Genomic DNA, 23,323 nt, shown 5'->3' on the forward strand with positions numbered 1-23,323 from the left:
AATGTTGATCGCATAAAAAACCGTGGTTGATTCGGTCTTCCCATCCCCCATAGAATAGCGAAACGCCCTTCCTGTCAATATTCATGCCCAATGTCATCTCTCCCATCCTGCTGGTTTTCCGGGCGCTAGGCCAGTGGCCGGCCCTGCGTCGTGTGCCGGTGCAGCAGGCGCTGGCGCAGCAACTGCAGGGCTGTGGCGTGCAGGCGCTGCCGGGTTTGCTGTGCGCTGGCGTGGCGCTGGGCCTGGTGGCAGTGCAACAAATGCACGGTACGTATGGGGCCAATGTGGAATTCACCCTGCGCACCCTGCTGCAACTGCTGCTCAGCGAACTGGCCCCGCTGCTGACAGCGGTGTTCCTGATTGCGCGCAGCAGTTCGGCCATGGCCGCCGAGCTGGCGGCGATTCGGGTGCAGGGCGAATGGCGTCTGCTGGGCACCATGGGCATTGATCCGCTGGCCTATCTGCTGCTGCCGCGCCTGCTGGCCCTCACCCTGGCCAGCGGCGTGCTGGCGCTGTATCTGTTGCTGACCGCCCAGCTGACCGCCGTGCTGTACGCGCTGGACAGCCCCGACCCGGCCACCCTGTACAGCATGCTCGAACCGCTCAGCGCCGGGCTGATTGCCCAGTGCCTGGGCAAAAGCCTGTTGTTTGGCGCGCTGATCGGGCTCATCAGCTGCGCCAGCGGGGTGGCGGCGCACGGCGACTGGACCGCAATTCCACACGCATCGGCGCGCGCAGTGGTGCGTGCGCTGCTGGCGGTGTTTGCCGCCGATGCACTGTGGGCGCTGCTGCCAGGCCTGTGGAGCGGCGGATGAGCGCGCTGACCCTGCACTGGCCCGGCCACACCCTGACCTTGCATCCCGGCCAGTTTACCCCCTGCCCGCTGGGCGACGCCGACCCGCAGGCGCTGGCTCATGCGCTTGCCAGCGCCCTGCAGGCGCACGGCCAGATCGTGCTTGGCCTGCCGGCCAGCGGCGGCTTGCTGTCGCTGCTCAATGTGGCCGACAACCTCACCCTGGCGGCGCGCTACCATGACCTGGCCGACTGGCCCACGCTGGACCGCCAATTGCCGGCCTTGCTGCAGGCGCTGGCCGTGCCCGAAGCGCGCTGGTCGGCGCTGATGCAGGCCCTGCCGCAACACCTCAGCCACGCCGAACAGCGCGTGGTGCTGCTGTTGCGCGCGCGGCTCACCCCCGGTGCCGCCTGGGTGATAGACAGCGGGTTTTTCAGCCGGCAATCCCCATCAGAGCGCCGCCGCAGCCTGGCGCTGCTCACCCAGGCGCTGCCAGGGCGCTACGCGGTCTGGCTTAGCCACGACACCCCACCCGATGAGGGCGAAGCACAGCATGCACGCCCGACATGAAAGACAGAACTGACATGAAAGCCATCCGTCCATGAATGTGTTGCCACGCGCCCGCCTGAGCGGGCGGCTCTGGCTGTTTATCACCCTGGCGCTGCTGGGCGCGCTGGCGCTGCTGGGCGTGCGCCTGTGGGCACAGGGCTGGTTTGAACCCGGCACGCCAATCCGGCTGTACGCCGCGTCCGGCAGCGACCTCAAGCCTGGCATGCCAGTCAAATTCCGTGCGTTCAAGATTGGCACGGTCGAGCAGATTGCGCTGAAGGACGACGCCCATGTGGAAGTGCAGGTGCGAGTGGAAAACCGCTATCTGAAATTCATCCGCCAGACTTCGCTGGCGCGGCTGAGCAAGGAAGGGCTGATCGGCAACAGTTACATCAGCATTGAAACCAGCGATTTTGCCGCGCCGCCGCTGGCGCGCAATGGCTATCTGGGGCTGATGCCCAGCACTGATCTGGAAGTGATTGCCCGCCAGGTGAAAGAACAGGTGGACCCGGTGATCGAGCAGCTGCATGTGCTGCTGCTCAGCCTGAACCATCCGCAAGGGGCGTTTCAGCGCAGTCTGGGCGATATGGCCCGCTTCAGCGCCGGGCTGAACGACACCCGCCAGCAGCTTGATCGCCTGCTGACGCACAGCGACAGCCTGCTCGACCGCGACGTGCGCGCCGCCGTGCGCAGCAGCGCCCAGGCGCTGGACACGGTGAACCGCGACCTGCCCACGGTGATGCGCCAGCTGAACGCCACCACCCAGGCCACCCAGGCGGCCAGCCAGAGCCTGAACCAAGCCATGCAATCCAGCGCCACCCAGCTGCCCGGCCTGATTCGCGACAGCCGCCTGCTGATTCAGCAAAGCAACGACACCCTGGACGGACTGCGGCAAAACTGGCCGCTGAAACAGCTGAGCGCCCCCCCAGGCCACGACAATGGAGAAGTGCATGGTGCCCAGGACTGACCCCTGGCCAGACCGGATCCGGCCAAGCGGCCCGGCCTGGCTTGGCGCGCTGCTGGCCAGCGGCCTGCTGCTGGCCTGCGCCAGCCCGTCGCGCCATCCGCTGGCCGGCCAGGAAGCCTTTCGTCAGGGTGAGCTGGCCAGCCGTCAGGCGCGCAGCGCGCTGGCGCGGGGCGAGCTTGTGTCGGCGCGGCAACTGACCGAGCAGGCGCGCCAGCACTACCAGCGGCTGGATGCTCACGCCGAGGTGATCGACAGCGAGCTGACGCTGGTGACGCTGGCGCTGCGGCAAAACGACCTGCCCGCTGCACGTGCCGGCCTGGCCGGATTCAGCCACTGGCAGCTGACCCCCGCCCAGCAGCTGGCGCTGGCGGAACGGCAGATCAGCCTGGCGCTGCGTGAATCCGCGCTGCCACGCGCCGCCGACTGGCTGGCGCAGGCCTGGCAAAGCTGCCCGGCCCCCTGCGCCCGTGCGCCCACGCTGAGCCTGTTTGCCGCCCGCCTGGCGGCGGCCCAGGGCCAGCCTGAGCGGGCGCGTCAGCTGGCTGAAGCGGTGTTGCAGCAAGGGGAACATGAAGAAACCGCCACCGCCCACCGTCTGCTGGGCGGCTGGCAAGCACCGGCCCAGGCGGCACAGGCCCTGGTGCATTTTCAGCAGGCGCTGGAACGCGACCGCCTGAACAGCAACAGCGCCGGCCTGCTGATTGACCTGCAAGGCGCGGCGCAGGCCAGCCAGACGCTGGGCCAGACCGCGCAAGCCAGCGAATACCGCCAGCGGGCGGCGCAGCTGCAGGCGGCCATGGCGGCAGCTGCGGCGCGCTAGTCGTCAGTCACGTTGTACAAGGGGGCATGCAAGCGAACCTACGTTGGGAGTCTCTGTTTAACTTCTGTTAAAACAAAACCTTAAATTGTTCAGCGAACCACCCTCCGCACCCCGTCATTCCCGCGCAGGCGGGAATCCAGAGGCATCCACCGTGCGCATCAGGTGTGTGCTCTCACGACCGCTCTGCCATGCTCAACCCCCACGGCGCACGATGTGGTGCGGTCTGGGTTCCCGCCTGCGCGGGAACGACATTTGGGTGGGATTTATACCGAAAGCGGTCTAGGGACGCGCTGATTTATTCAGAAAAACCGTTTTTGCCAAAAACAAAACCCAGTAAAATCAACATCCTGGATTCCCGCCTTCGCGGGAATGACGATTTTTTCAGCGTATCCTTAGCGCATATTCACTGGTGCGGGCTGATACACCGGCACCCGCAACAGCCCGATGGTCAGCGCCACGCCAATCAGCCCCAGGCCCAGTTGCAGCCAGGGCTGGCCTTGCATCAGCACCATCGACAGCGTGATGGAAAACCCCATGCTGGCCAGCGCCATCCAGCGCACCCGGCGCGGAATGCTGCGGTGACGTTGCCAGGTGTCGATCATCGGGCCAAACAGCCGGTGCTTGAGCAGCCAGCCGTATAGCCGTGGCGACGAGCGGGCAAAGCACAGCGCGGCCAGCAGGATAAATGGCGTGGTTGGCAAAATCGGCAAAAAAATCCCGATGATGCCGGCCAGCAGTGCCAGTCCGCCTGCCAGGGCAAACAACCCGCGCTGCCAGCGTGGCCCGGACGGGGCCGTGGGCAAGTCTGACGGGCTCATGGCTGGGCCAGTGGGGTGAAGGTGAGCGCCACCGAGTTGATGCAGTAGCGCTCGCCGGTGGGGGGAGGGCCATCGTCAAACACATGGCCCAGATGGGCATCGCAACGGGCACAGCGCACTTCGGTGCGCAGCATGCCGTGGCTGGTGTCGCGCAGGCGGCGGATCGCCCCCGCGCGGGCTTCCTGCCAGAAACTGGGCCAGCCGCACCCCGCATCGAACTTGCTGTCGGCGTCAAACAGATGCACGCCACAACACACGCAGTGGTAATGGCCGATGTCGGTGCGCCGGTAGTGTTCGCCGCTGAACGGATATTCGGTACCGGCCTGGCGGGTGACGCGAAATTGCTCGGGGGTCAGCCGGGCGCGCCATTCGCTGTCACTGAGCGGGCTGAACGGGGTGTCGGTCATGGGCATGTCCTGCAACAAAAGTAAGGGAATGACTTCCATCATAGCCGATGGGTTCGTGCTGCGTGGCCAGGCGGCGAGGCTCAGCCGTCAGCACAGTGATGTTGCGCCAGCTGGCGGGCAAAGCCACGCAGGGTGTCTACCGAAATGCTGTGGGCCAGGGTGTCCAGCGTGCTGCGTTCCGGGTGGCGGGTGTGGCTGGCCAGCCAGTCCGGCAGTGCAGCCGGGCGCACCAGGGGGTCTTGATAGCGCGGATGGGCGTCCAGCTGGGCGTGCGGGGCAATCAGGATGGCGCTGAGCCAGCACGGGCTGACCCGGCTGCCCTGGCGGTGCGGCCAGGGCAGTTGTCGGGCCAGCTGACGTAAACCGGCCAGATGGCGGGCGCAGCGCGCCAGCGGCGAGGGCAGTTCCTGTTCGCGCCCGTCGCGCAGCACGCTGAACCGGCCCTGGGCGTCCACGCACAGGTCGGCACCGTAATGCGGGCTTTCCAGCACCAGAATATCCAGTTGCCGGTTGATCAGGATATGGTCAATCCACAGCGAGCGGCCATTAAGCTGCAAATGCAGGTCGTGCAGCAGCGCCCAGCGGGTGGTGCCGGCCAGTTCGGCATCCAGGTCGGCGGCGCTGGCGTGCAAGCCGCGCAGATGGGCATGCAGCCCGCGCAGGCGGGCGGCGCTGGCCGGATGGTTGGGGTCGAGGCGCTCACGCTGGGCGGCCAGCCTGGCCTGCAGGCTGTCGGGCGGTTTGACAATCATGCCGATGTCAGCGGGTACGCTGGGTGGGCGCGGCGCTGCTGACGATGTTCACGCCCAGCTGGTACAGCTCGCCGCGCTGCAGCTCGACGCAGCTGACGGCTTCCACTTCGGTGGTGAAGGGGTCGCTGGGCCGGCCACCGATGTCTGGCGGATACACGGTCAGCTCGATGCGTTCGCCCAGCTGCGGCACATACGGGGTGCACACCTGCATGCCGGTAATCCGCACGTCGTAGCATAGCGCCGGGTAGGTTTGCCCGGTAATCAGTGAGCGCAGCTTGCCCTGGCAGTGCGGTGGCACGTCCTTGTTGCCGGCGTGCGCGCCGGAATAGCCGCGTTGCTGGCCGTTATTGTGCCGGGTCACGGGGCAGGCTTCCAGATTGCCAGGCGTCCAGCCAGAACAGGCCGGCCAGGGTTTTGCTGTCGGGCAGCTCGCCCCGGCGCGCCAGCGCCATCACTTCGGCCAGCGGCAGATGCACCAGCTCGACAAATTCGCCTTCATCCAGTTGGCTGGCACCGGCCTGCAGCCCTTCGGCCACAAAGTAGGCAATTTTTTCATTGGAATAGCCAATGCACGGCCAGGCCACCGGCAGGGTGTGCCAGTGGCGGGCGGTGTAGCCGGTTTCTTCCAGCAGCTCACGCTGGGCGGTGGCCAGCCCGCTTTCGCCGGGGTCGGTCTTGCCGGCGGGAATTTCCAGAAAAGTTTGCCGCGCCGGATAACGGTACTGGCGCACCAGCACCAGCTCGCCAGCGTCGGTCAGCGCCAGCACCGCCACCGCGCCGGGGTGGTCGATGTACTCCCGTGGCGCTTCCTTGCCATCGGGCAAACGTACCGTGTCGCGGTACACCTTGAGGAAGCCACCTTGCAAAACCTGCTGGGAGCTCAGGGTATATTCAGTGAGTGCCACGCGATGCCTTTCGTTGACGCCATGCCCGCACCGTATGCCAGCGCCAGCCAATCATAATCAGTCCATAACCGGTCAGGCCCAGGCTGATGCCCAGCGCCGGAACCCCCAGCAGCAGCGGCCAGCCCATGGCCGACGCCCAATCTACCATTTGCTGCAACCAGCTGCCAAACCCCTGCGCATCCCACTCGGGCGGTGGCGCGGCGGCGTGATGCTGCTGACCCGTCAGCAGCCGGCCATATTCGTAGGCCAGCCAGTATAAAGGAACAATGGTGAATGGATTGGTATACAGCGTGCAGGCCAGCGCCACCGGCAGGTTGACACGCCAATACCAGACCAGCAGCGCGGCAGTGAGCATTTGCGTCGGCCCCGGCATCAGCCCGGCAAACAGGCCAATGGCCACCGCCTTGGCCACGCTGCGCCGGTGCAAGGTCCACAGCTGCGGGTCGGCCAGACGTGGGCCCAGCCAGCTGAGCCAGCGGTTATTGGCCAGTTGGGCCGGGTGGGGCAGGTATTGCTTGAACCACTTGCGCGGCATGGGGATTCCTGAAAAAAACCAAGGCCGGCTTGGACCGCCAGGCCAGCAAAATGTGCCAGAGCCAGGTGTATGACACCCTGCTGGCACCCGCCTGGCAGGTGTACCGCATGCGCCCTTGGCGCGCAAGCCCCAATACGCTGGAATGGCCACGCCCGCTACGGCCAACCGCCGGCCATGGCACATTTTACCGCCGCTTGCCCCAGGCCGGATCATGGCATTGCCCGGCCAGGCAGCCAGAAGGGGGACCTAAACCAGCGGGTGCCGTTCCCTTGTCTGGCTCGACAAGCCGGACAACGGCAGGCAAGATGTGGCTTCCGTTCTGAATCAAAAAGGCAATTTCCTATGCTGTTGACGGTGCTGGTGGCCAACCCCAAAGGCGGTTGTGGCAAGTCTACCCTGTCAACCCATCTGGCCGGCTACTACGCCCAGGCCGGATACCGCACCCTGCTGGGCGATATGGATCGCCAGCAAAGCTCGGCGCGCTGGCTGACCCGCCGTCCGGCGGGGGTGGCCGCCATTGCCGGCTGGGCAATCGACCCGGAAGACCCGGCCCCGCCGCCCAAGGGCACGCAGGTGGCGATTCTGGACAGCGCGGCCAATCTGCACGGCAAAAAACTGGCCAGCCTGCTGCGCAAGGTAGACCGCATTGTGGTGCCGGTGATGCCGTCCCCATTCGATACCTGGGCCAGCGAAGATTTTTTTGCCGCGCTGGCCGAAGAAAAAGCCATCCGCAAAGAGAAAGTCACCATTGGTGTGGTGGGCATGCGCGTGAACCCCCGCACCCGCGCCGCAGGCGAGCTGCGCGACTTCTTTACCCGCTTTGAACTGCCGGTGATTACCTGCCTGCGCGATACCCAGCTGTATGTGCATGCCGCCAGCCATGGCCTGACCCTGTTTGACCTGCCCGCCAGCAAGGTCGTGCGCGACCGCCAGGAATGGCAGCCGCTGCTGGACTGGCTGGGCCTGCCAGCCAATGCCCGCGAACTGGACAGATGATCGGGCTTGCGCAGCACACGATGGGCACCCGTCGGTGTGGCGTTTACCCGGCCCAATCCAGCGCATCCGCCACCACCCTGGCCAGCGTATGCAGCGCCCGATCCACCTCGCGGGTGTAGGGCAGGCCGGCGTTCAGCCGCAGGCAGTGATCCACCCGGCCCGCGTTGGAGAACATCACCCCCGGCGAAATGCGGATGCCCTGCTGCAAGGCAGCGTGAAACACCGCCAGCGAGGATAACTCCCCCGGCAGCTCCACCCAGATGCTCATGCCACCCGGCGGCAGGCTAAAGCGGCAGCCCGCCGGAAACAGCCGGTCCACCGCGTCGGCCATTTGCTCGCGCTGGTGGCGCAGCGTGCGCTTGAGCGTGGTCAGATGGCGCGGCAGCGCGCCGCTGTTCAGGTAGTCGGTCATCGCCAGCTGCGGCAACAGCTCATTGGGCCGCGACTGGCTGTATTTCAGCATGGCGATGCGCTCGTGCCACTTGCCGCCGGCAATCCAGCCCAGCCGCAGGCCAGGGGCGAGAATCTTGTGCAGCGACGAACAGACAATCACCTGCCCGCTATCGTCCCAGGCCTTGATCGCCGCCAGCGGCGGGCCGGCGTCGTACAGCGGCGTGTAGGTGTTGTCTTCAATCAGCGCGATATCGTGGCGCACGCACCATTGCAGCAGCTGGCGCTTGTGCGCGTCCGGCATCACGCAGCCCAGCGGATTGTGCAGATTGGGCGTCACCGCCACCGCCTTCAGGCCGGGGCATTGCCGCGCCGCCACTTCCAGCGCCTCCAGCGACAGCCCGGTGTGCGGGCTGGCCGGGATTTCCAGCGCCTGCAAACCCAGGCTTTCCAGAATCTGTAACAGCCCGTAATAGGTGGGCGACTCCACGGCAATCACCTCGCCCGGCTGCGCCACCGCGCGCAAGGCCAGGGTCAGAGCCTCGGTGCAACCGTGGGTCACCACCAGCTCATCCGGCGACAAGGTCATCTGCGCATCCAGCGCATGCTGCGCCAGCGCCTGCAAAAACGGCGCACAGCCGGCCATCGCCAGCGGCTGGCTGAAAATATCCGGCTGCGCGCGCAAGGCGCGCTGGGTGGCCAGGCGCAAGGCCGCGCCCGGATACAAGCCCGGCGCGCCGCACGAGCCGGACAAATTCACCTTGGCCGGATAACGCTGGCTGAGCGCCAGCACCTCGGACACCCGCTGATGAATGCCCACATACTGCGCCACATCCGGCACACTGGGCTGCGGCTCTTGCAAACTGGCCAGCGCCCGACGCGGCCGCACAAAATACCCGGCGCGTGGCCGCGCCTCCAGCAAACCCTCCCGCTCCAGCGTGCGGCACACCAGCACCGCCGTGGACAAACTCACGCCATGACGCGCCATCAAATCCCGCAAGGACGGCATGCGCTCACCCGGCGGCAAGGCACCGGACTGAATCGCCAAAGCATAATGATCCGCCCATTGGCGGTACAAGGTGGGTGTGTGCATAGCCCACATCATGCCCGCCAACACCCCCCGGCGGACAGATACAGATGCAGGAAATTGGCGGGGGAACAGCGGGTGTATTGGTGGGGGGAGGTTATCTGCGTTTGGGTTTGGGCTTGGCTTTGCTGGGCGTGCGGCTGAAATGGTGCAATGCTTGGCGCATACCTTGCAAGCTGGCGCGCCATACGGCGTGATCTGGGGATTGCTGCACCAGCTGGCTGAGTTGGGATTCGGCTTGTTTGAGCAATAACAGGCCGGCTTTGGGTTTGCCTGTGTAAAAGTGACATTGGCCAAGGTTGGCTGCTGCTACGGCCAAGTCGTATTGCCAATTAAGGTTGGCTGGATCCAGCGCCGCCAGCTTGCCGCTAATGACCAAATATTCCGCACATGCTTGAGCAGCGGCATCTAGCTGGCCTTGCTTCATGCGCACATCGCCCAGCCTGCTATGGGCCACCGCCAAGTCATGCAGCCAGCCGGTGTTGGCCGGGTCGAGCGCCACCAGCCTGCTGCTGATGGCCATACCTTCGCTGAATGTCTGAGCAGCGGCGTTCAGCTGACCTTGCGCCATGTACACATCGCCCAGCTTGCTATGAGCCACTGCCAAGCCGCGCAGCCAGCCGGTGTTGGCCGGGTCGAGCGCCACCAGCCTGCTGCTGATGGCCATACCTTCGCTGAATGTCTGAGCTGCGGCGTCCAGCTGGCCTTGCGCCATGTACACATCGCCCAGCTTGCTATGGGCCACTGCCAAGTCACGCAGCCAGCCGGTGTTGGCCGGGTCGAGCGCCACCAACTTGCTGCTGATGGCCAAATCTTCCGCAAATGCCTGAGCAGCGGCGTCCAGCTGACCTTGCGCCATGTACACGTCGCCCAGCCTGCTATGGGCCACCGCCAAGCCGCGCAGCCAGCCGGTGTTGGCCGGGTCGCGCGCCACCAACTCGCTGCTGATGGCCAAATATTCCGCAAATGCCTGAGCAGCGGCGTCCAGCTGGCCTTGCGCCATGCGCACGTCGCCCAGCTTGCTATGGGCCACTGCCAAGCCACGCAGCCAGCCGGTGTTGGCCGGGTCGCGCGCCACCAACTTGTTGCTGATGGCCAAATATTCCGCAAATGCCTGAGCAGCGGCGTCCAGCTGACCTTGCGCCATGTACACATCGCCCAGCTTGCTATGAGCCACTGCCAAGTCACGCAGCCAGCCGGTGTTGGCCGGGTCGAGCGCCACCAGCCTGCTGCTGATGGCCATACCTTCGCTGAATGTCTGAGCAGCGGCGTCCAGCTGACCTTGCGCCATGTACACATCGCCCAGCTTGCCATGGGCCACCGCCAAGCCGCGCAGCCAGCCGGTGTTGGCCGGGTCGAGCGCCACCAGCCTGCTGCTGATGGCCATACCTTCGCTGAATGTCTGAGCAGCGGCGTCCAGCTGACCTTGCGCCATGTACACATCGCCCAGCTTGCTATGAGCTACCGCCAACTCACGCAGCCAACGCGGCGCATCGGGCTGTGTGGCCAATAATTGGCTTTGCAAAATGCGTTTGGCCTGCTGGTAGGCGTGCTCTGCATCGGCCAATTGGCCGGAGGTGAATTCAACATCCCCCAAGGCGCACCAGGCATCCATTTCGCCATCGGCTACTGCCTGCGCCTGGAACAGCGCCAATGCCCGGTGCGCCAGGCGTTCGCGTTCTTCGATGTTCAGATAGGCGGCTCGAATTTCCACCACATGCAGGCAGGCGCGTGCTTCGGCGGCGGCGGGCAGGTTTGGCAGGGTGAGCAGCTCGGCCAGCACCAGGCCCAGGCGATCCAATTCGGCCTGGCGGCCGATTTGTCTGAACTGATAACACGCCTCGCCCACTTGCCCGGCGGCGCTGTCAGGGTCGGCCAGCAGGCGGTGGTAGAGGGTTTCCACCTCGGCGTCTGGCTGCGTCTGAAAATGCGCGGCGGCATGGGCGGAAAGTTGGCGCAGGCGTTCGGGGTGTTCCACCGCCAGCCAGCGGCGCAGCGCCAGGCGGGTGGATTCATGCACATTCCAACCCTTGCCCTGAAAGGGTTCGACCATGGGCAGGGCGGTCAGCGCGGTGAAGGCGTCGGCGCTGATGGTCTGCTCGGGCAGCAGGGCGGACAAGATGTGGTGGTCGAACCAGTGCGGGATGGCGGCGGCTTCGATCAGCGGGCGCAGTTGCGGGCCGCGCGCCTCCAGCACGATGTTCAGCGTGGCCAGGGTGAGCGCTTGCGGGTCGCCTTGCGCGGCTTGCAGTTGGGCGAGGATGTGGTCGAAGTCGAAGCTCATATGGTGCTCCCCGTGGCACCAAGGCGCTCGGTATACAAGTTTAGAATAGGCGAAATTTTGTTGGGGTCACCTCTGTAGGTAAAGATCAGTGCCTCAATAAATTGAGCGGCATTTCCAGGTAACGACGTGCTGCGGCTATTTTTTATACAAAATGCCTGCCACACCTTGCTATCCAAAATCGGTTGTAGGTCAAATGTTTGCGCATAATTTCGCCAGACATTGTACTGGCGGCGAGGGATAGACTGCCCGCATAAAACCACTCGCAAGCCAGGGCAGGCATGCAGGTGCGTCAGCACATCACGCTCCAGCCATTCTTTTACCTCTTCTGAGGCCTGCTCAACGGTGTCCACTAACAACAGATGAGGATGGTCCAGATTTTTGCAGGCTTCAATCCAGTGCTTGCGCTGCGTGCCAGGCAAGTCTTCGGCGCAGGGGGTAAACCCTGGCACAGCCACCTCGTGAAGCACTGCCTCCAAGGTGGCACCACCTCTGCATTCGATTCGTGAATACTCAAGCCCCAGATCTATGGCCATGCGCTGGCATTCATTGGCCAATTCGGTTTTGCCGTGCCCACTCGGGCCTTGGATGAGCAGCGCACGCAGGGTAGAGTGGCCTTGTAGCATGGCTTCAAAAGCCTGGAATTCGTCGTTGCAGTTGGCCATGCGGCGGTCGAATGGCGTGTGCAGTGTAGGCCAGGGGATGACGGAGGCTTGGGGGGTGGTTTTAGGCTTTAGCCAGTCTAGCAGTTGGGCTTGCCCATGTTTTGTGTGCCAATCAAACCAATGAAAGGGCTCTAGCCCAAGAGGGATGCTCGGCATATCGTCCGGGGCCAATAACACTATGCGGAATTTTGGGTTATTGAAGCCAGTTTTATACAGAATCTGACGCACGATATGTGCTTCTGCAGCACTGCCAAGGCCAGTTGCCGAGGAGCCGCCTGCTTCGTAACACTCCCGCCAGCCTTGCGTGCAGGCAATCAGCACCTTGTCAGCTTTCTCTACCTGCTGTTGCGACCACTTCGGCCAGCCTTCATTCGGCCCGGCAGGCAGTTGGTCAGAGTCAATCACCACGTTCACCCCAGCGGCGCGCAGGGTTTGCGCCAATTCGGCCACACGGGGGCTGTGGATGTCGCTGTGTCGATACGAAATAAAAACCTGGCTCATGGGCGGTGGCGGGGGCTGGGCATGCAAGACAGGTATTGTGGCACAGTGCACCGGGGCGGGCGAGGGCTTGCCTGGCGGGCGACAGAGACAGATGGGCCGGCGGGCGGGGATAACAGCGGCTGATTCTGGCGGCTGTATCGGTCACAGAAGCCGGCGGCTATGCCTGTTTGCTCCAGGTGGGCGGCAGGTAAGCTGGGGTCATCGCATGTCAACCCGATGGAGCCTCCCGATGCGCGCTGCTGATTATTTCCTTCCCCGTGGCCAGGTGTTGCAATGGCATGGCCAGGCCGGCCAGTGCCTGCAGGTGTGTGAGGGTCTGATTGTGCTGGAAGAACTGCTCTGGGTAGAAGAGCAGCTGCTGCAACCCCGCCAGCGCCTGGGCCCTGGCAGCTGCTATGTGTTGCACAGCAGCGGCTGGGTTACCCTCACTGCGCTGGGCGATGCGCAATTGCGGCTGCCGGCCTGCCCGCCACCCGCCGTGCCGGCCCAGTGGTGGGCCACGGGGCTGGCGCGTTTGCGCCGGGTGGCGGACAAGCTGGGCGGGCGGTGGCTGCGACATATCCCTTGGGCTTGGGGGTTTTCAGCCCAGCCTGCGCTTGGGCGGCGACGCTCTCAGCGCCCTGCTTCCTGGCGTGCCTTGTCCAGCAAGGGAGTGAATTCGCGCAGCGACGCCTGATATGCCTGCTGTTTCTGGGCGCAGAAAGTTTGCTGGTCCTGCTGGCGGGCTTGCTGGTTGATTTGTTCGGCAATGCGCTTGCTCAACTGCACGCCTTCCTGTTCGCTCACCTGTCGGGTGCAGCCCAGCAGGGAGAAACCTTGCTGCAGCTGGCTGCTGAGCGTGCGTTGTGGCAGCTGGCACAGTTGTTCCACGCCACTGGCCACCAGCGCGCCGCTGAGCAGGGCGACACACACTTCGCGGGGCGAGGGCGGCGGCGGTTCGGCAGCCTGGGCGCAAGACAGGGCCAGCAGCGCGGCCAGCGCCAGCGGATAACAGGGGGTCATGGGGCATCCGGAAGTGGGGCGCGCGGTGGCACCGGGGTGCTCATGCTACACAGCGCATCGAGGGCGGGCAATCGGGCGCGCTCAGCTTTGCTGCCCGCGCTGGGCGCGTTCTTCGCGCGGGGTCATGCCAAAGTGGTTGCGGTAGGTGCTGGAAAAATGCGGGCCGGAGGAAAACCCGCAGGACAGGCCAATCTGCACAATCGACTTGCTGGTTTGCTGCAGCAACTGGCGGGCGCGACTCAGGCGCAGTTCCAGATAGTATTTGGACGGCACAGTGTTCAGGTGCTGCTTGAACAGCCGTTCCAGCTGGCGGCGGGAGACGCCCACATAAAAGGCGATGTCGTCGGTGGTCAGCGGTTCTTCAATATTGGCTTCCATCAGGCTCACCGCCTCGGTGAGCTTGGGCTGGCTGCCGCCAATGCGGGTTTGCAGCGGAATGCGCTGGCGCTCGTTGCCGGGGCGAACCCGTTCGATGCTGAACACTTCCGACAACTGGGCGGTAAAATCGCTGCCCAATTGCTGGCCAATCAGTGCCAGCATGAAGTCCAGCGTGGCCGCGCCGCCAGCGCAGGAGCCCCGGTTGCGGTCAATTTCATACAGATTGGACGACACAATCACATCGGGAAAATCATCGCTGAAGCGGTTGATTTCCTGCCAGTGCAAGGTGGCGCGGTAGCCGGACAGCAGCCCGGCGCGGGCCATCCAGTAGCTGCCGGTGTCCAGCCCGGCAATAAACAGCTTGTCCGGCGACAGCAGCGCCAGGTGGCGTTGCAGCAGGTCCACGTCCACCGGCAGGTGAATGTCTTCCGCCACGATGAACAAGGCGTCCAGCCGGGGCGCGTAGCTGAGGGTGAGGTCGGTGGTGATGTCCACGCCACAGCCGGCACGCACGCGTTCGCCTTCCAGGCTCAGGGTGAGCGTTTCAAACACCTTGCGTTCGGCCAGCAGATTGGCGCGGGTCAGCGCGTCTACCGCCAGGGCCCAGGCAGAGAGCGAAAATTGCGGCAGCAGCAAAAAGCCGTAGCGCAGGGGTTTGCTGGTGGGCGGAGTGGGTTCCGGCATGGGGCGGTGGCGGGCAGGCAATGGCGGTTGAACGGGCACGTCAGAACTCACACTAGGGCAAATCGGAAAAGATGGCAAGCCGCCAAAAGGAGGATGCAGCGGCGGACGGCAAGGTCAGAGGCAACCTTTATGCCTGTAATCCCGCAGGCTGGCAAGGCCAGCGCGGGACGGATTGGGCCACAGGCAGGCATGGGGTGCGGCCAAGTCTGTGGCAATGGCGCGGCGCACAAAACCCTCCTGGCGTGGTTGTACTGCCTTGCCGTGTCTGCGCCAGCACGCCTGGCCAGGCACGCTACGCTGGGTTGTGTGAGCTGCTCGACACAGGTTGCCAGCATACACCTTAGGCAACGAATGTCGCTTCCATTCGCGTTTACCGTCTTGATGTTGTATCTCCATGTCGCAAAACCGAAGGTGAGCCCCCCCTCCCACGCCTAGAATCGGCGGATGCATGGTCATCCCGCCCCAATCGGGCGCAAGATGAATGTGCACAGCAGACGCATTCTGTCCTAGCCTGAATTGTCGCCCCGCACTGAAAAGAGCCCTACACATGTCCTTGTCCAGCCAGATTGAACTGAAAGCGTTGATTGCCGACGTCACCGCCATTGCCGCCGAGCGCCTGCCGGTGGCCGAGTACGAACGGCTTGCCCCGTATTTTTCTGCCTACTTTGAAGAAGCCGAGGCGGCAGACCTCAAACGCGCTGCGCCGCTGGACCTCTACGGCGCGGCCATGGCCCATCTGGACTTTGCCGGCAGCCGCACGCCGGGCCAGCACAAGGTGCGGGTGTACCACCCGGATTTTGAACGCCACGGCTGGCAATCCACCCACACTGCCATTGAAATCGTCAACGACGACATGCCGTTCCTGATTGATTCGGTGGCCATGCTGCTGGCGCGGCACAACCTCACCCTGCACCTGCTGGTGCATCCGGTGCTGGAAGTGGAACGCGACAGCGCCGGCCAGTTGCTGGCGGTGCGCCGCACCGGCGGGCGCGCCGTGCCGCTGGAATCGCTGATTCATCTGCAGGTGGACCGCATCAGCGACCCGGCGCAGATGGCGCGTATTGCCGAAGAGCTGCAACAGGTGCTGGCCGATATTCGCGTGGCGGTGGAAGACGAACCGGCCATGCGCCATGAACTGCGCACCATCCAGACCGCGCTCAGCCAGGCGGCCCTGCCGCCAGGCAAGCTGGATGTGCAGGAGATTTCCGCATTTCTGGACTGGGTGAACGAGCGGCATTTCCTGCTGCTGGGCTATTGTGCCTACGACCTGGTGCGTACCGACGACGGCGACGCGCTGCGCATTGTGCCGGGCAGCGGCCACGGCATCCTGCGCAATCAGGGCGACAAAACCTTCTCGGCCAGCTTTGCCGTGCTGCCGGCCCATCTGCGCGAGCTGGCCTACGATCCGTCCTGCCCGATCATGCTGAACAAGTCGCAGACCCGTGCCACCATCCACCGCTCGGCGCATCTGGATTTCATCGGCATCAAGCGCTACAACGCCGACGGCCAGGTGGTGGGCGAATGCCGCTTCCTGGGCTTGTACACTGCCGCCGCCTACCATGAATCGCCGCGCAACATCCCGATTCTGCGCCGCAAGATGGACGCGGTGGCCACCGAATGCGATTACGTGGAAAACAGCTACAAGGCCAAAACCTTGCAGTTTGTGCTGGAAAGCTACCCGCGCGACGAGCTGTTTGAAATTCCGGTGGAGGTGCTGCAGCCGATTGCCGAAGGCCTGGTCAACCTGCTGGAGCGCCCGCGCGTGCGCCTGTTCCTGCGCACCGACCTGTACCAGCGCTATGTCAGTGCGCTGGTGTTTGTGCCGCGTGACAGCTTCAGCACCGAAGTGCGGCTGAAAATCGAAAAAGTGCTGATGCAGGCGCTCAATGGCAGCGCCGCCGAATACAGCGTGGCGATTTCCGACACCCATCTGGCGCGGGTGCATTACATCATCCGCACCCCGGCGGGCGCGCTGCCCGACTTTGACGCCCAGGCCATTGAGCTGGACATTGCCCGCATTGTGCGTGGCTGGGGCGACGAGCTGCACCACCAGCTGGTGGACAGCTACGGCGAAGGGCGCGGCAATGTGCTGTTCAGCCAGTACCAGAACGCTTTTCCGGTGGCCTACCGCGAAGATTTCTCGCCGCGTCATGCCGTGCTGGATATTGCCTTGATTGAAGAAGCGCTGGCTGGCGCGCCGCTGGCGCTCAAGCTGTACAAGCCGCTGCGCAAGGGCAGCGCCGGGCAAAACCTGAAAGTGTTCCGCGCCGGCCAGCCGGCCAGCCTGTCGGCCAGCCTGCCGGTGCTGGAAAACATGGGCGTGCGCGTACAGGACGAACGTCCGTATGCGGTGGAACGCGCCGACGGTGCCACGGTGTGGATCAACGACTTTGGCCTGGAAGTGGCCAATGTGGCCCATATCGAACAAGACGACGTGCGCGAGCGTTTCCAGCAGTTGCTGCGTCGGGTGGCAGCCGGCCAGGGCGAGAACGACGGCTTCAACAAGCTGGCGCTGCAAGCCGACCTGGACTGGCATGAAGTGCTGCTGGTGCGTGCGCTGGCCAAGTACCTGCGCCAGGCCGGGCTGACCTTCAGCCAGAGCTATATCGAACAATGCGTGGCCAACTACCCGGCCATCACCCGTGGCCTGGTGCGCTTGTTCATGGCCCGCCTCGACCCGGCCCAGCATGACCGCAGCCATGCCGCCGCGCTGGAAGCCGAGGTGCGCGAGCAGTTTGAACAAGTCAGCAACCTGGACGAAGACCGCATCCTCAACGGCCTGCTGACCATCATCCTGGCCATCCGCCGCACCAACTACTGGCAGCGCGACGCCGCCGGGCAGGTCAAGCCGTATCTGTCGTTCAAGCTGGAATCCGGGGCGATTCCCTTCCTGCCGCAACCGCGCCCGCTGTTTGAAATCTGGGTGTACGGCGCGCGGGTGGAAGGCGTGCATCTGCGCGGCAGCAAGGTGGCGCGTGGCGGCCTGCGCTGGTCGGACCGCATGGAAGACTTCCGCACCGAAGTGCTGGGCCTGGTGAAGGCGCAGATGGTGAAAAACTCGGTGATCGTGCCGATGGGCTCCAAGGGCGGCTTTGTCTGCAAGCAGCTGCCGCCGGCCAGCGAGCGCGAAGCCTGGCTGACCGAAGGCGTGGCCTGCTACAAGATGTTTATCTCCGGCCTGCTCGACCTCACCGACAACCTGGTGAATGGCCAGATTGTTCCGCCCGAGGCGGTGCTGCGTCTGGACGAGGACGACCCCTACCTGGTGGTGGCCGCCGACAAGGGCACGGCCACCTTCTCCGACATCGCCAACAGCGTGTCCGAGGCGTATGGTTTCTGGCTGGGCGACGCCTTTGCTTCCGGCGGCTCGGCGGGCTACGACCATAAAAAGATGGGCATCACCGCGCGCGGCGCGTGGGAATCGGTCAAGCGCCATTTCCGCCATCTGGGCATCAACACCCAGACGCAGGATTTCACTGTGATCGGCATTGGCGACATGGCTGGCGACGTGTTTGGCAACGGCATGCTGCTGTCCGAGCATATCCGCCTGCTGGCGGCATTCAATCACCAGCATATCTTCCTCGACCCCAATCCGGACGCCGCCAGCAGCTTTGCCGAACGCGCCCGCCTGTTCAACCTGCCGCGCTCCAGCTGGAGCGACTACAACACCGCGCTGATTTCTGACGGCGGCGGGGTGTTTGAGCGCCGCGCCAAATCCATCCCGCTGTCGCCGCCAGTGCGCGCCTGGCTGGGGGTGGAGCGTGACAGCATGGCACCCAACGAACTGATCCACGCCATTCTGCAAGCCCCGGCTGACCTGCTGTACAACGGCGGCATTGGCACCTACATCAAGGCCAGCACGCAAAGCCACGCCGAAGCCAACGACCGCGCCAACGACGGCCTGCGCGTCAATGGCAATGAATTGCGGGTGAAGGTGATTGGCGAGGGCGGCAACCTGGGCATCACCCAACTGGGCCGCATCGAATGCGCGCGCCATGGCGTGGCGCTGTCCAGCGACGCCATCGACAACTCCGCCGGGGTGGATTGCTCCGATCACGAAGTGAACATCAAGATCCTGCTGGGCGGGGTGATGCAGGCCGGCGACATGACGCTCAAGCAGCGCAATCTGCTGCTGGCCGAGATGACTGACGAAGTGGGCCAACTGGTGCTGCGCAATAATTATCTGCAAACCCAGATTCTGGCAGTGAACAAAGCCCATGCCGCACAAATGCTGTCGGCGCAGCAGCGCATGATCACCCAGATGGAAAAAACCGGCGAGCTGAACCGCGCGCTGGAATTCCTGCCTGACGACAGCGCCATTGCCGAGCGCCGCGCCAGCCGCCAGGGCCTGACCAGCCCGGAAGTAGCGGTGCTGCTGGCCTACAGCAAGATTTCGCTCGACCGCGCATTGCAGGCATCCACCCTGCCGGATCACCCCGATCTGGACAGCGTGCTGGTGAATTACTTCCCCACCGCCTTGCAAAGCCGCTTTACCGACGCCATGCACCGCCACCCGCTCAAGCGTGAAATCATTGCCAACCAGCTGGCCAACCAAGTGGTCAACCGCATGGGCACCACGTTTATCTTCCGCATGCAGGAAGAATCCGCCTGGCCGGCGGCAGACATCACCCAGGCCTGGGTGACGGTCAACCGCATCTTTGACGGCGAAGCGCTGTGGAACGCTATCGAGGCGCTGGATAACCAGGCCCCGGCTGACGTGCAGGTGAGCATGCTGGTGCAAGTGCGCACGCTGATCGAGCGCGCCACCCGCTGGCTGCTGCGCAATGGTCGCCCGCTGGATGGCATGGCCGCCTGGGTGGCACGTTGCTACGCGCCGATGGCCAGCTTGCTGGCGGGCCTGCCCAGCTGGATTGACGCCGCCCATTACCCGGCGGTGGCCGACTGGGAGCAGCGCCTGAGCAGCGCCAGCGTGCCGGCTGGATTGGCGGGGGTGATTGCCCGGCTGGACTTTGCCGTGGCCGGTTTTGACATTCTCGACCTGGCCCAGGCGCAAAGCCTGCCGCTGGGCGTGGTGGCAGCCAATTACTTCGAGCTGGGCCGCGTGCTGCAGCTGGACTGGCTGCGCGACGCCATCACCCGCCTGCCGCGCGACAACCGCTGGCAAGCCCTCACCCGCTCGGCACTGCGCGACGATCTGTATCGCCTGCACCGCGAACTGACCGCCAGCGCACTGACCTGCCCGGTATGCGGCGACCAGCAGTACGCCGCCCACTGGCTGGCCGGCAAGGGCGAACAGCTAGAAGTGTGCAAGCAGATGCTGACCGAGCTGCAAAGCTACGACACACTGGATTTGGCCATGCTGTCGGCAGGTATGCGCGAGGTGGGTAACCATCTGATGCGTTGATGGTGTGGTGGTGAAAATTTAGAGGGCGACCCGGAGTGAGTTCGGGTGAAGGGGAAACCGCGCGGGAGACCGCGCGGTTTTTTTGTGTTACGAATCAATACTGAGGGTTGCAACTATCAACTTGAATTTTCTTGATTTCCATATGAGCACGATGTACATTTCCACCTAATATAGACAAAATTGTGCGGCAACTTGCATCATTTTTAAGTATTTCAAACCAATCAGAAAATATCATTATGATTTGCATTAATTGCACAACACACAACCCGCTTAAAAATTTGATTATAGAAAATAATGAATTTGGGGTATGTAGTTACTGTGGTAAATCTGATTTGGCAATTAAAAAAACCGCATTATTTGATTACATCATAGACACAGTGCGCTCAAACACCATTGAACTTGAAGATCTCTCAATAACCACATTGTCTAATTTTTGGGGCGGCGGGGCGGATGACCAATGTATGCAATTTTCTGATTTATTAGAAATTAAGGCAGACTTAGAGAAAGAACCTTATGCGGAAGATTTTTATTCTCACATCCCAAATGACTTAATTTGGGATGAGGATGGCTCTACTCGAATTTTTTGTATAGACGACGGCATGGAGCGAGAAAATATTTTTAGTATTAAATGGGGTGAATTTGTTAAGCAGATAAAACACTCCTATAGGTTTTTTAATTCACACGCAAAAGATTTTCTGGATTCTGTTTTTCGTTTCTTGACAGAAGGTGGAAAATTAAAGCCTGAGCTGCTTAGATCAATTGCAGAAGGTGAGCCTATGTATAGGGCTCGAATTATATATTCTTACCAAGAGGCAAAGAGCTTTGAAAAAGATTTGATTGGTCAATTTGGCAAGCCTCCCAGCCATAAAGCAAGCAATCAGAGAATGACTCCCAGTGGCATTTCAACATTATATTGTGCTTTAGAACGCGAAACATGTTTAAGTGAAGTGAGAAGCATCACTGGCGATACCGTGGCCAGCGTTGCGCTAACTCCATGCTCAGAAATTGCCCTGCTTGACTTAAATCGACTGAATTTAATTCAACCGCAACCCCCATCCTTGCTGGATAAAACATACCGCGAAGTGGTACACTTTAAAGCATTTATTGCGTCACTTATTACTGAAATGTCAAAACCCAAGCGCCGGGAGGATGAGCTTGGATATTTGGCAACTCAAGCCGTATTTGAATATCTGAGAGCAAGTTTTTGTGATCAAATTCATGGGCTTGCTTTTTCATCAGTGCAAACAGGGGTTGGCACTAATGTTGTTATATTTCCAGAGTTCAGTTCAATTGGAAAGAAAGAAGACTACACCCCTCCAGAGCAGATTGACAATCCCTTCGAAGAGCCAATTTACTTTTACATTCAAGAAGACTCACTTCGCTGGCACAAAGTTAGATCGATTGTTACTCAGGCAGATGAATATTTTTCGCACCATAATCCTCAAATGCACCCTGAAGAATATTTATCTGTAGCCATAAAAGACAAGAGCTTGTATGGCCCCTATTAAAGATACGCTGAAAAATGTGACTCGTACGAAGGAGGGAGTCCAGGATTTTGATCTTGCTGGACTCTGTTTTTGGCAAACACGATGTTCCTGAATAAATTAGCGCATCCTTAAGAGTGTTGTATTTTTTGAAGCAGTTATCCCAACACCAGGGCCTCCGCACTCGGACATCATATTGGTTCGAGCCCAAGTACCCGGACGCGTTCTTCGTCCGACCATGCGGTGGCCTTGCGCTTCATGCGCAAGCTCATCTTGCCGTTTTTTCCCATCGGGACCGGTCGCACCAAATTCAGCACCATCTTTTTCAATAACGACAGGTTCTGCGGCGCGTAATCCTTGCGCACCGTACTGGCATCCTCGCCAAATCCCACATCCAGCACCCAGTGCAGCCGGTTTTCGATGCCCCAGTGTGCGCGTACCGCACGCCCCAGCGCTTCACCATCCAGATCGCGCGAACTGATGTAATAACGCCGCTCCCATTGTGCTGGCTTGTCGCCCTCCTTCCGCCACGAATCGATCACGCCAATACTTTTGCAAGCTGGCCAGGCCGTCGTGTCGATATGCCCTGCAGCCGGAATCACCCGCGCCGTCTGTACCACTTTCCGGCCATGGCGGTCCTCGACCATCGGCCACGGCACGGCGGCTTCACCCAGTTCGATCACCGCCGCCTCAACCGCCTTTTGCAGCGAGGGTTGGTTACCTTTGACCGCCAGCAGGTAATCACCTTCCTGTCGGTGAATTTGTGCCGCAATGTCGCGCTGGCAACCCATGGCATCGATGCTGACCAGCAAGCCCTTGAGGTATAGGCTTTCCAGCAGGATGGGGATCGCCGTGATCTCATTGCTTTTGTCGTGTACTTTCTCCTGCCCGAGCACCAGTCCGGCCTGGGTGGCAAAGGCACTCACCATATGGATGGCGCGTTCGCCACCGCTGCCAGAGCCGCGTAAGGTTTTGCCATCAATGGCCAGCGTTTCGTGACTCAGTGCCGGCAGAATGTCGCCGGCCCAGTCACGGAATGCCTGCTCGAACTGCCTGGGGTCGAGCATGCGGAATACGCGGATGAAGGTGTCTTCTGAGGGGATGCCATTCGCCAGTTTGAGGAAACCTCGCAGCCAGTCCTGCTTGTAACGTGCCCACGCCACCATTTCTTCGAAGGTGTCGTTGTCCGACAGCATCGCGCAGATGGCCACCACCAGGAGTTCACGGAAGTCATGACGCGTTCCGTTACTGGGGCTGCGTGGATCGTCAATATGTTCAAGGGCTTGCATCAGGCTGACTCCGGCAGTGCTCATGTTGGGATTGGGCAAAGCCTGATAGTGGACAACAAGTTCGCAGCCGGTGCAAACCTCAGCTCATGGCGCTTGTTAGCTATGCATTCCGAGTGCGGAGGCCCTGATCCCAACACCCCCAGCAACCCCGCCCCCGACGGGCGGTCCCGCCGATGAATCCGCCATAGCGTGCGCGTCAGCACCGGCAGGTCGGCGCGCAGTTCCACCAGCGCGCCGCTGGCCAGCAGTTCCGCCACCACGCGCCGTGACAGGCAGCTGACGCCCAGGCCGGCGGCGGCGGCGCGTTTGATGGCTTCGGAGTCGTCCAGCCAGGGGATGACTTCCAGCTCGGGGTGCTGGTATGGGCCTTCTACCAGGCCAAAATCCACGGTGCAGGCCAGCACGGCGGCACGAGTCGCGGGTGTTGGCCACGCGCAGGCTCAGCCGGCAATCCGGTTGCTGGCGGCGCAGCACCCCAGGCGCTGGGGCAGCAGGTAATTGGCGGCGGTGCTGCTGGCCACTCAGCCGATGGTGCGCGCCGATGCCCAGCGCGCCAGCGTAGCACCACCACATAGGCGGCGCTCACCCAACTTATCACCCTGTCTACCCAGCTGCAAAGCTGCTTACCACCCACACCGTGCCACCCCTAATCAAG

The 23,323-nt window shown here is 62.5% G+C and carries 21 protein-coding genes; 8 read left to right on the forward strand and 13 right to left on the reverse strand.

The annotated features are described in order from the left end of the window. Window positions 1–83 precede the first annotated feature (83 nt). The 4 genes from BXU06_RS05875 to BXU06_RS05890 are packed head-to-tail and all read left to right on the forward strand — an operon-like array spanning window position 84 to window position 3,129. Window positions 84–815: an ABC transporter permease gene (locus tag BXU06_RS05875; RefSeq protein WP_077297716.1), complete on the forward strand. Its 732-nt coding sequence runs from the start codon at window positions 84–86 to the stop codon at window positions 813–815. Next, window positions 812–1,363: a hypothetical protein gene (locus BXU06_RS05880; RefSeq protein ID WP_077297718.1), complete on the forward strand. Its 552-nt coding sequence runs from the start codon at window positions 812–814 to the stop codon at window positions 1,361–1,363. Before BXU06_RS05875 ends, BXU06_RS05880 begins: the two co-directional genes overlap by 4 nt. A gap of 31 nt (window positions 1,364–1,394) precedes the next feature. Further along, window positions 1,395–2,309 carry an MlaD family protein gene (locus tag BXU06_RS05885; protein WP_077297719.1) on the forward strand — a complete coding sequence of 305 codons (915 nt, stop codon included), beginning with the start codon at window positions 1,395–1,397 and terminating at the stop codon, window positions 2,307–2,309. Then, window positions 2,293–3,129: a hypothetical protein gene (locus BXU06_RS05890; protein WP_077297721.1), complete on the forward strand. Its 837-nt coding sequence runs from the start codon at window positions 2,293–2,295 to the stop codon at window positions 3,127–3,129. The genes BXU06_RS05885 and BXU06_RS05890 overlap by 17 nt, the downstream gene beginning before the upstream one ends. A 392-nt stretch (window positions 3,130–3,521) precedes the next feature. Here BXU06_RS05890 and BXU06_RS05895 read toward each other — a convergent pair whose 3' ends face one another. The 6 genes from BXU06_RS05895 to BXU06_RS05920 form a co-directional block, all read right to left on the reverse strand. Beyond that, window positions 3,522–3,947, reverse strand: a complete 426-nt coding sequence (locus BXU06_RS05895; RefSeq protein WP_077297723.1) for a YbaN family protein — start codon at window positions 3,945–3,947, stop codon at window positions 3,522–3,524. Beyond that, entirely contained in the window at window positions 3,944–4,354 is a 411-nt protein-coding gene (gene msrB, locus BXU06_RS05900; RefSeq protein WP_077297725.1) for a peptide-methionine (R)-S-oxide reductase MsrB, read from the reverse strand. The genes BXU06_RS05895 and msrB overlap by 4 nt, the downstream gene beginning before the upstream one ends. Before the next feature lie 80 nt (window positions 4,355–4,434). Beyond that, the gene (locus tag BXU06_RS05905; protein WP_077297727.1) at window positions 4,435–5,106 is read right to left on the reverse strand and encodes a nuclease-related domain-containing protein; all 672 of its coding nucleotides are present in this window, start codon (window positions 5,104–5,106) and stop codon (window positions 4,435–4,437) included. Window positions 5,107–5,113: 7 nt separating this feature from the next. After that, entirely contained in the window at window positions 5,114–5,467 is a 354-nt protein-coding gene (locus tag BXU06_RS05910; protein WP_077297728.1) for a hypothetical protein, read from the reverse strand. Beyond that, window positions 5,451–6,011: an NUDIX domain-containing protein gene (locus tag BXU06_RS05915; protein ID WP_077297729.1), complete on the reverse strand. Its 561-nt coding sequence runs from the start codon at window positions 6,009–6,011 to the stop codon at window positions 5,451–5,453. The genes BXU06_RS05910 and BXU06_RS05915 overlap by 17 nt, the downstream gene beginning before the upstream one ends. Continuing rightward, window positions 5,998–6,546: a DUF2062 domain-containing protein gene (locus BXU06_RS05920; RefSeq protein ID WP_077297731.1), complete on the reverse strand. Its 549-nt coding sequence runs from the start codon at window positions 6,544–6,546 to the stop codon at window positions 5,998–6,000. The genes BXU06_RS05915 and BXU06_RS05920 overlap by 14 nt, the downstream gene beginning before the upstream one ends. Window positions 6,547–6,888: 342 nt before the next feature. On the opposite strand from BXU06_RS05920, the gene BXU06_RS05925 reads away from it, so the two are divergent. Beyond that, window positions 6,889–7,542 (forward strand): ParA family protein, encoded by a 654-nt coding sequence (locus BXU06_RS05925; RefSeq protein ID WP_077297733.1) that lies wholly within the window; start codon window positions 6,889–6,891, stop codon window positions 7,540–7,542. 43 nt (window positions 7,543–7,585) lie between these two features. Here BXU06_RS05925 and BXU06_RS05930 read toward each other — a convergent pair whose 3' ends face one another. From BXU06_RS05930 to BXU06_RS05940, 3 genes are all read right to left on the reverse strand, one after another. Further along, a complete protein-coding gene (locus BXU06_RS05930; protein ID WP_077297735.1) occupies window positions 7,586–9,025 on the reverse strand; it encodes a PLP-dependent aminotransferase family protein in 1,440 nt (479 codons plus the stop codon). A 91-nt stretch (window positions 9,026–9,116) separates the two neighbouring features. Then, on the reverse strand, window positions 9,117–11,303 hold the full coding sequence (locus tag BXU06_RS05935; protein WP_077297737.1) for a tetratricopeptide repeat protein: 2,187 nt from the start codon (window positions 11,301–11,303) through the stop codon (window positions 9,117–9,119). After that, complete coding sequence (locus BXU06_RS05940) at window positions 11,300–12,466, reverse strand: TIR domain-containing protein (protein ID WP_077297739.1); 1,167 nt, start codon at window positions 12,464–12,466, stop codon at window positions 11,300–11,302. The genes BXU06_RS05935 and BXU06_RS05940 overlap by 4 nt, the downstream gene beginning before the upstream one ends. A 229-nt stretch (window positions 12,467–12,695) precedes the next feature. Between BXU06_RS05940 and BXU06_RS05945 the strand changes: the two genes are divergently transcribed. Further along, complete coding sequence (locus BXU06_RS05945; RefSeq protein WP_077297741.1) at window positions 12,696–13,142, forward strand: hypothetical protein; 447 nt, start codon at window positions 12,696–12,698, stop codon at window positions 13,140–13,142. Here the strand turns inward: BXU06_RS05945 and BXU06_RS05950 are convergent. Continuing rightward, window positions 13,079–13,468 (reverse strand): hypothetical protein, encoded by a 390-nt coding sequence (locus tag BXU06_RS05950; protein WP_077297743.1) that lies wholly within the window; start codon window positions 13,466–13,468, stop codon window positions 13,079–13,081. The genes BXU06_RS05945 and BXU06_RS05950 overlap by 64 nt on opposite strands. Before the next feature lie 81 nt (window positions 13,469–13,549). After that, window positions 13,550–14,569: a GlxA family transcriptional regulator gene (locus BXU06_RS05955; RefSeq protein WP_305764627.1), complete on the reverse strand. Its 1,020-nt coding sequence runs from the start codon at window positions 14,567–14,569 to the stop codon at window positions 13,550–13,552. A 508-nt stretch (window positions 14,570–15,077) separates the two neighbouring features. Here BXU06_RS05955 and BXU06_RS05960 point away from each other — a divergent pair. Together BXU06_RS05960 and BXU06_RS05965 are read left to right on the forward strand one after the other, a co-directional pair. Then, entirely contained in the window at window positions 15,078–19,895 is a 4,818-nt protein-coding gene (locus BXU06_RS05960) for an NAD-glutamate dehydrogenase (protein WP_077297747.1), read from the forward strand. 182 nt (window positions 19,896–20,077) lie between these two features. After that, the gene (locus tag BXU06_RS05965; RefSeq protein WP_150125120.1) at window positions 20,078–21,403 is read left to right on the forward strand and encodes an RES family NAD+ phosphorylase; all 1,326 of its coding nucleotides are present in this window, start codon (window positions 20,078–20,080) and stop codon (window positions 21,401–21,403) included. Window positions 21,404–21,570: 167 nt separating this feature from the next. Here the strand turns inward: BXU06_RS05965 and BXU06_RS05970 are convergent, their stop codons facing one another. Then, window positions 21,571–22,668: an ISAs1 family transposase gene (locus tag BXU06_RS05970; RefSeq protein WP_077297751.1), complete on the reverse strand. Its 1,098-nt coding sequence runs from the start codon at window positions 22,666–22,668 to the stop codon at window positions 21,571–21,573. Between the two features lie 20 nt (window positions 22,669–22,688). Beyond that, a complete protein-coding gene (locus BXU06_RS18085; RefSeq protein ID WP_077297753.1) occupies window positions 22,689–23,072 on the reverse strand; it encodes a LysR substrate-binding domain-containing protein in 384 nt (127 codons plus the stop codon). Window positions 23,073–23,323: the final 251 nt, after the last annotated feature.

This window comes from Aquaspirillum sp. LM1 (genome assembly GCF_002002905.1).
GTDB lineage: Bacteria > Pseudomonadota > Gammaproteobacteria > Burkholderiales > Aquaspirillaceae > Rivihabitans.

Bases quoted from the DNA above. Each gene is read 5' to 3' on its own strand.
- BXU06_RS05945 (WP_077297741.1), top strand. From the start codon at position 12,696: ATGCGCGCTGCTGATTATTTCCTTCCCCGTGGCCAGGTGTTGCAATGG.
- BXU06_RS05940 (WP_077297739.1), bottom strand. From the start codon at position 12,466: ATGAGCCAGGTTTTTATTTCGTATCGACACAGCGACATCCACAGCCCC.
- BXU06_RS05905 (WP_077297727.1), bottom strand. From the start codon at position 5,106: ATGATTGTCAAACCGCCCGACAGCCTGCAGGCCAGGCTGGCCGCCCAG.
- BXU06_RS05970 (WP_077297751.1), bottom strand. From the start codon at position 22,668: ATGCAAGCCCTTGAACATATTGACGATCCACGCAGCCCCAGTAACGGA.
- BXU06_RS05935 (WP_077297737.1), bottom strand. From the start codon at position 11,303: ATGAGCTTCGACTTCGACCACATCCTCGCCCAACTGCAAGCCGCGCAA.
- BXU06_RS05885 (WP_077297719.1), top strand. From the start codon at position 1,395: ATGAATGTGTTGCCACGCGCCCGCCTGAGCGGGCGGCTCTGGCTGTTT.
- BXU06_RS05920 (WP_077297731.1), bottom strand. From the start codon at position 6,546: ATGCCGCGCAAGTGGTTCAAGCAATACCTGCCCCACCCGGCCCAACTG.
- BXU06_RS05930 (WP_077297735.1), bottom strand. From the start codon at position 9,025: ATGCACACACCCACCTTGTACCGCCAATGGGCGGATCATTATGCTTTG.
- BXU06_RS05890 (WP_077297721.1), top strand. From the start codon at position 2,293: ATGGTGCCCAGGACTGACCCCTGGCCAGACCGGATCCGGCCAAGCGGC.
- BXU06_RS05880 (WP_077297718.1), top strand. From the start codon at position 812: ATGAGCGCGCTGACCCTGCACTGGCCCGGCCACACCCTGACCTTGCAT.
- BXU06_RS05875 (WP_077297716.1), top strand. From the start codon at position 84: ATGCCCAATGTCATCTCTCCCATCCTGCTGGTTTTCCGGGCGCTAGGC.
- msrB (WP_077297725.1), bottom strand. From the start codon at position 4,354: ATGACCGACACCCCGTTCAGCCCGCTCAGTGACAGCGAATGGCGCGCC.
- BXU06_RS05925 (WP_077297733.1), top strand. From the start codon at position 6,889: ATGCTGTTGACGGTGCTGGTGGCCAACCCCAAAGGCGGTTGTGGCAAG.
- BXU06_RS05950 (WP_077297743.1), bottom strand. From the start codon at position 13,468: ATGACCCCCTGTTATCCGCTGGCGCTGGCCGCGCTGCTGGCCCTGTCT.
- BXU06_RS05960 (WP_077297747.1), top strand. From the start codon at position 15,078: ATGTCCTTGTCCAGCCAGATTGAACTGAAAGCGTTGATTGCCGACGTC.
- BXU06_RS05895 (WP_077297723.1), bottom strand. From the start codon at position 3,947: ATGAGCCCGTCAGACTTGCCCACGGCCCCGTCCGGGCCACGCTGGCAG.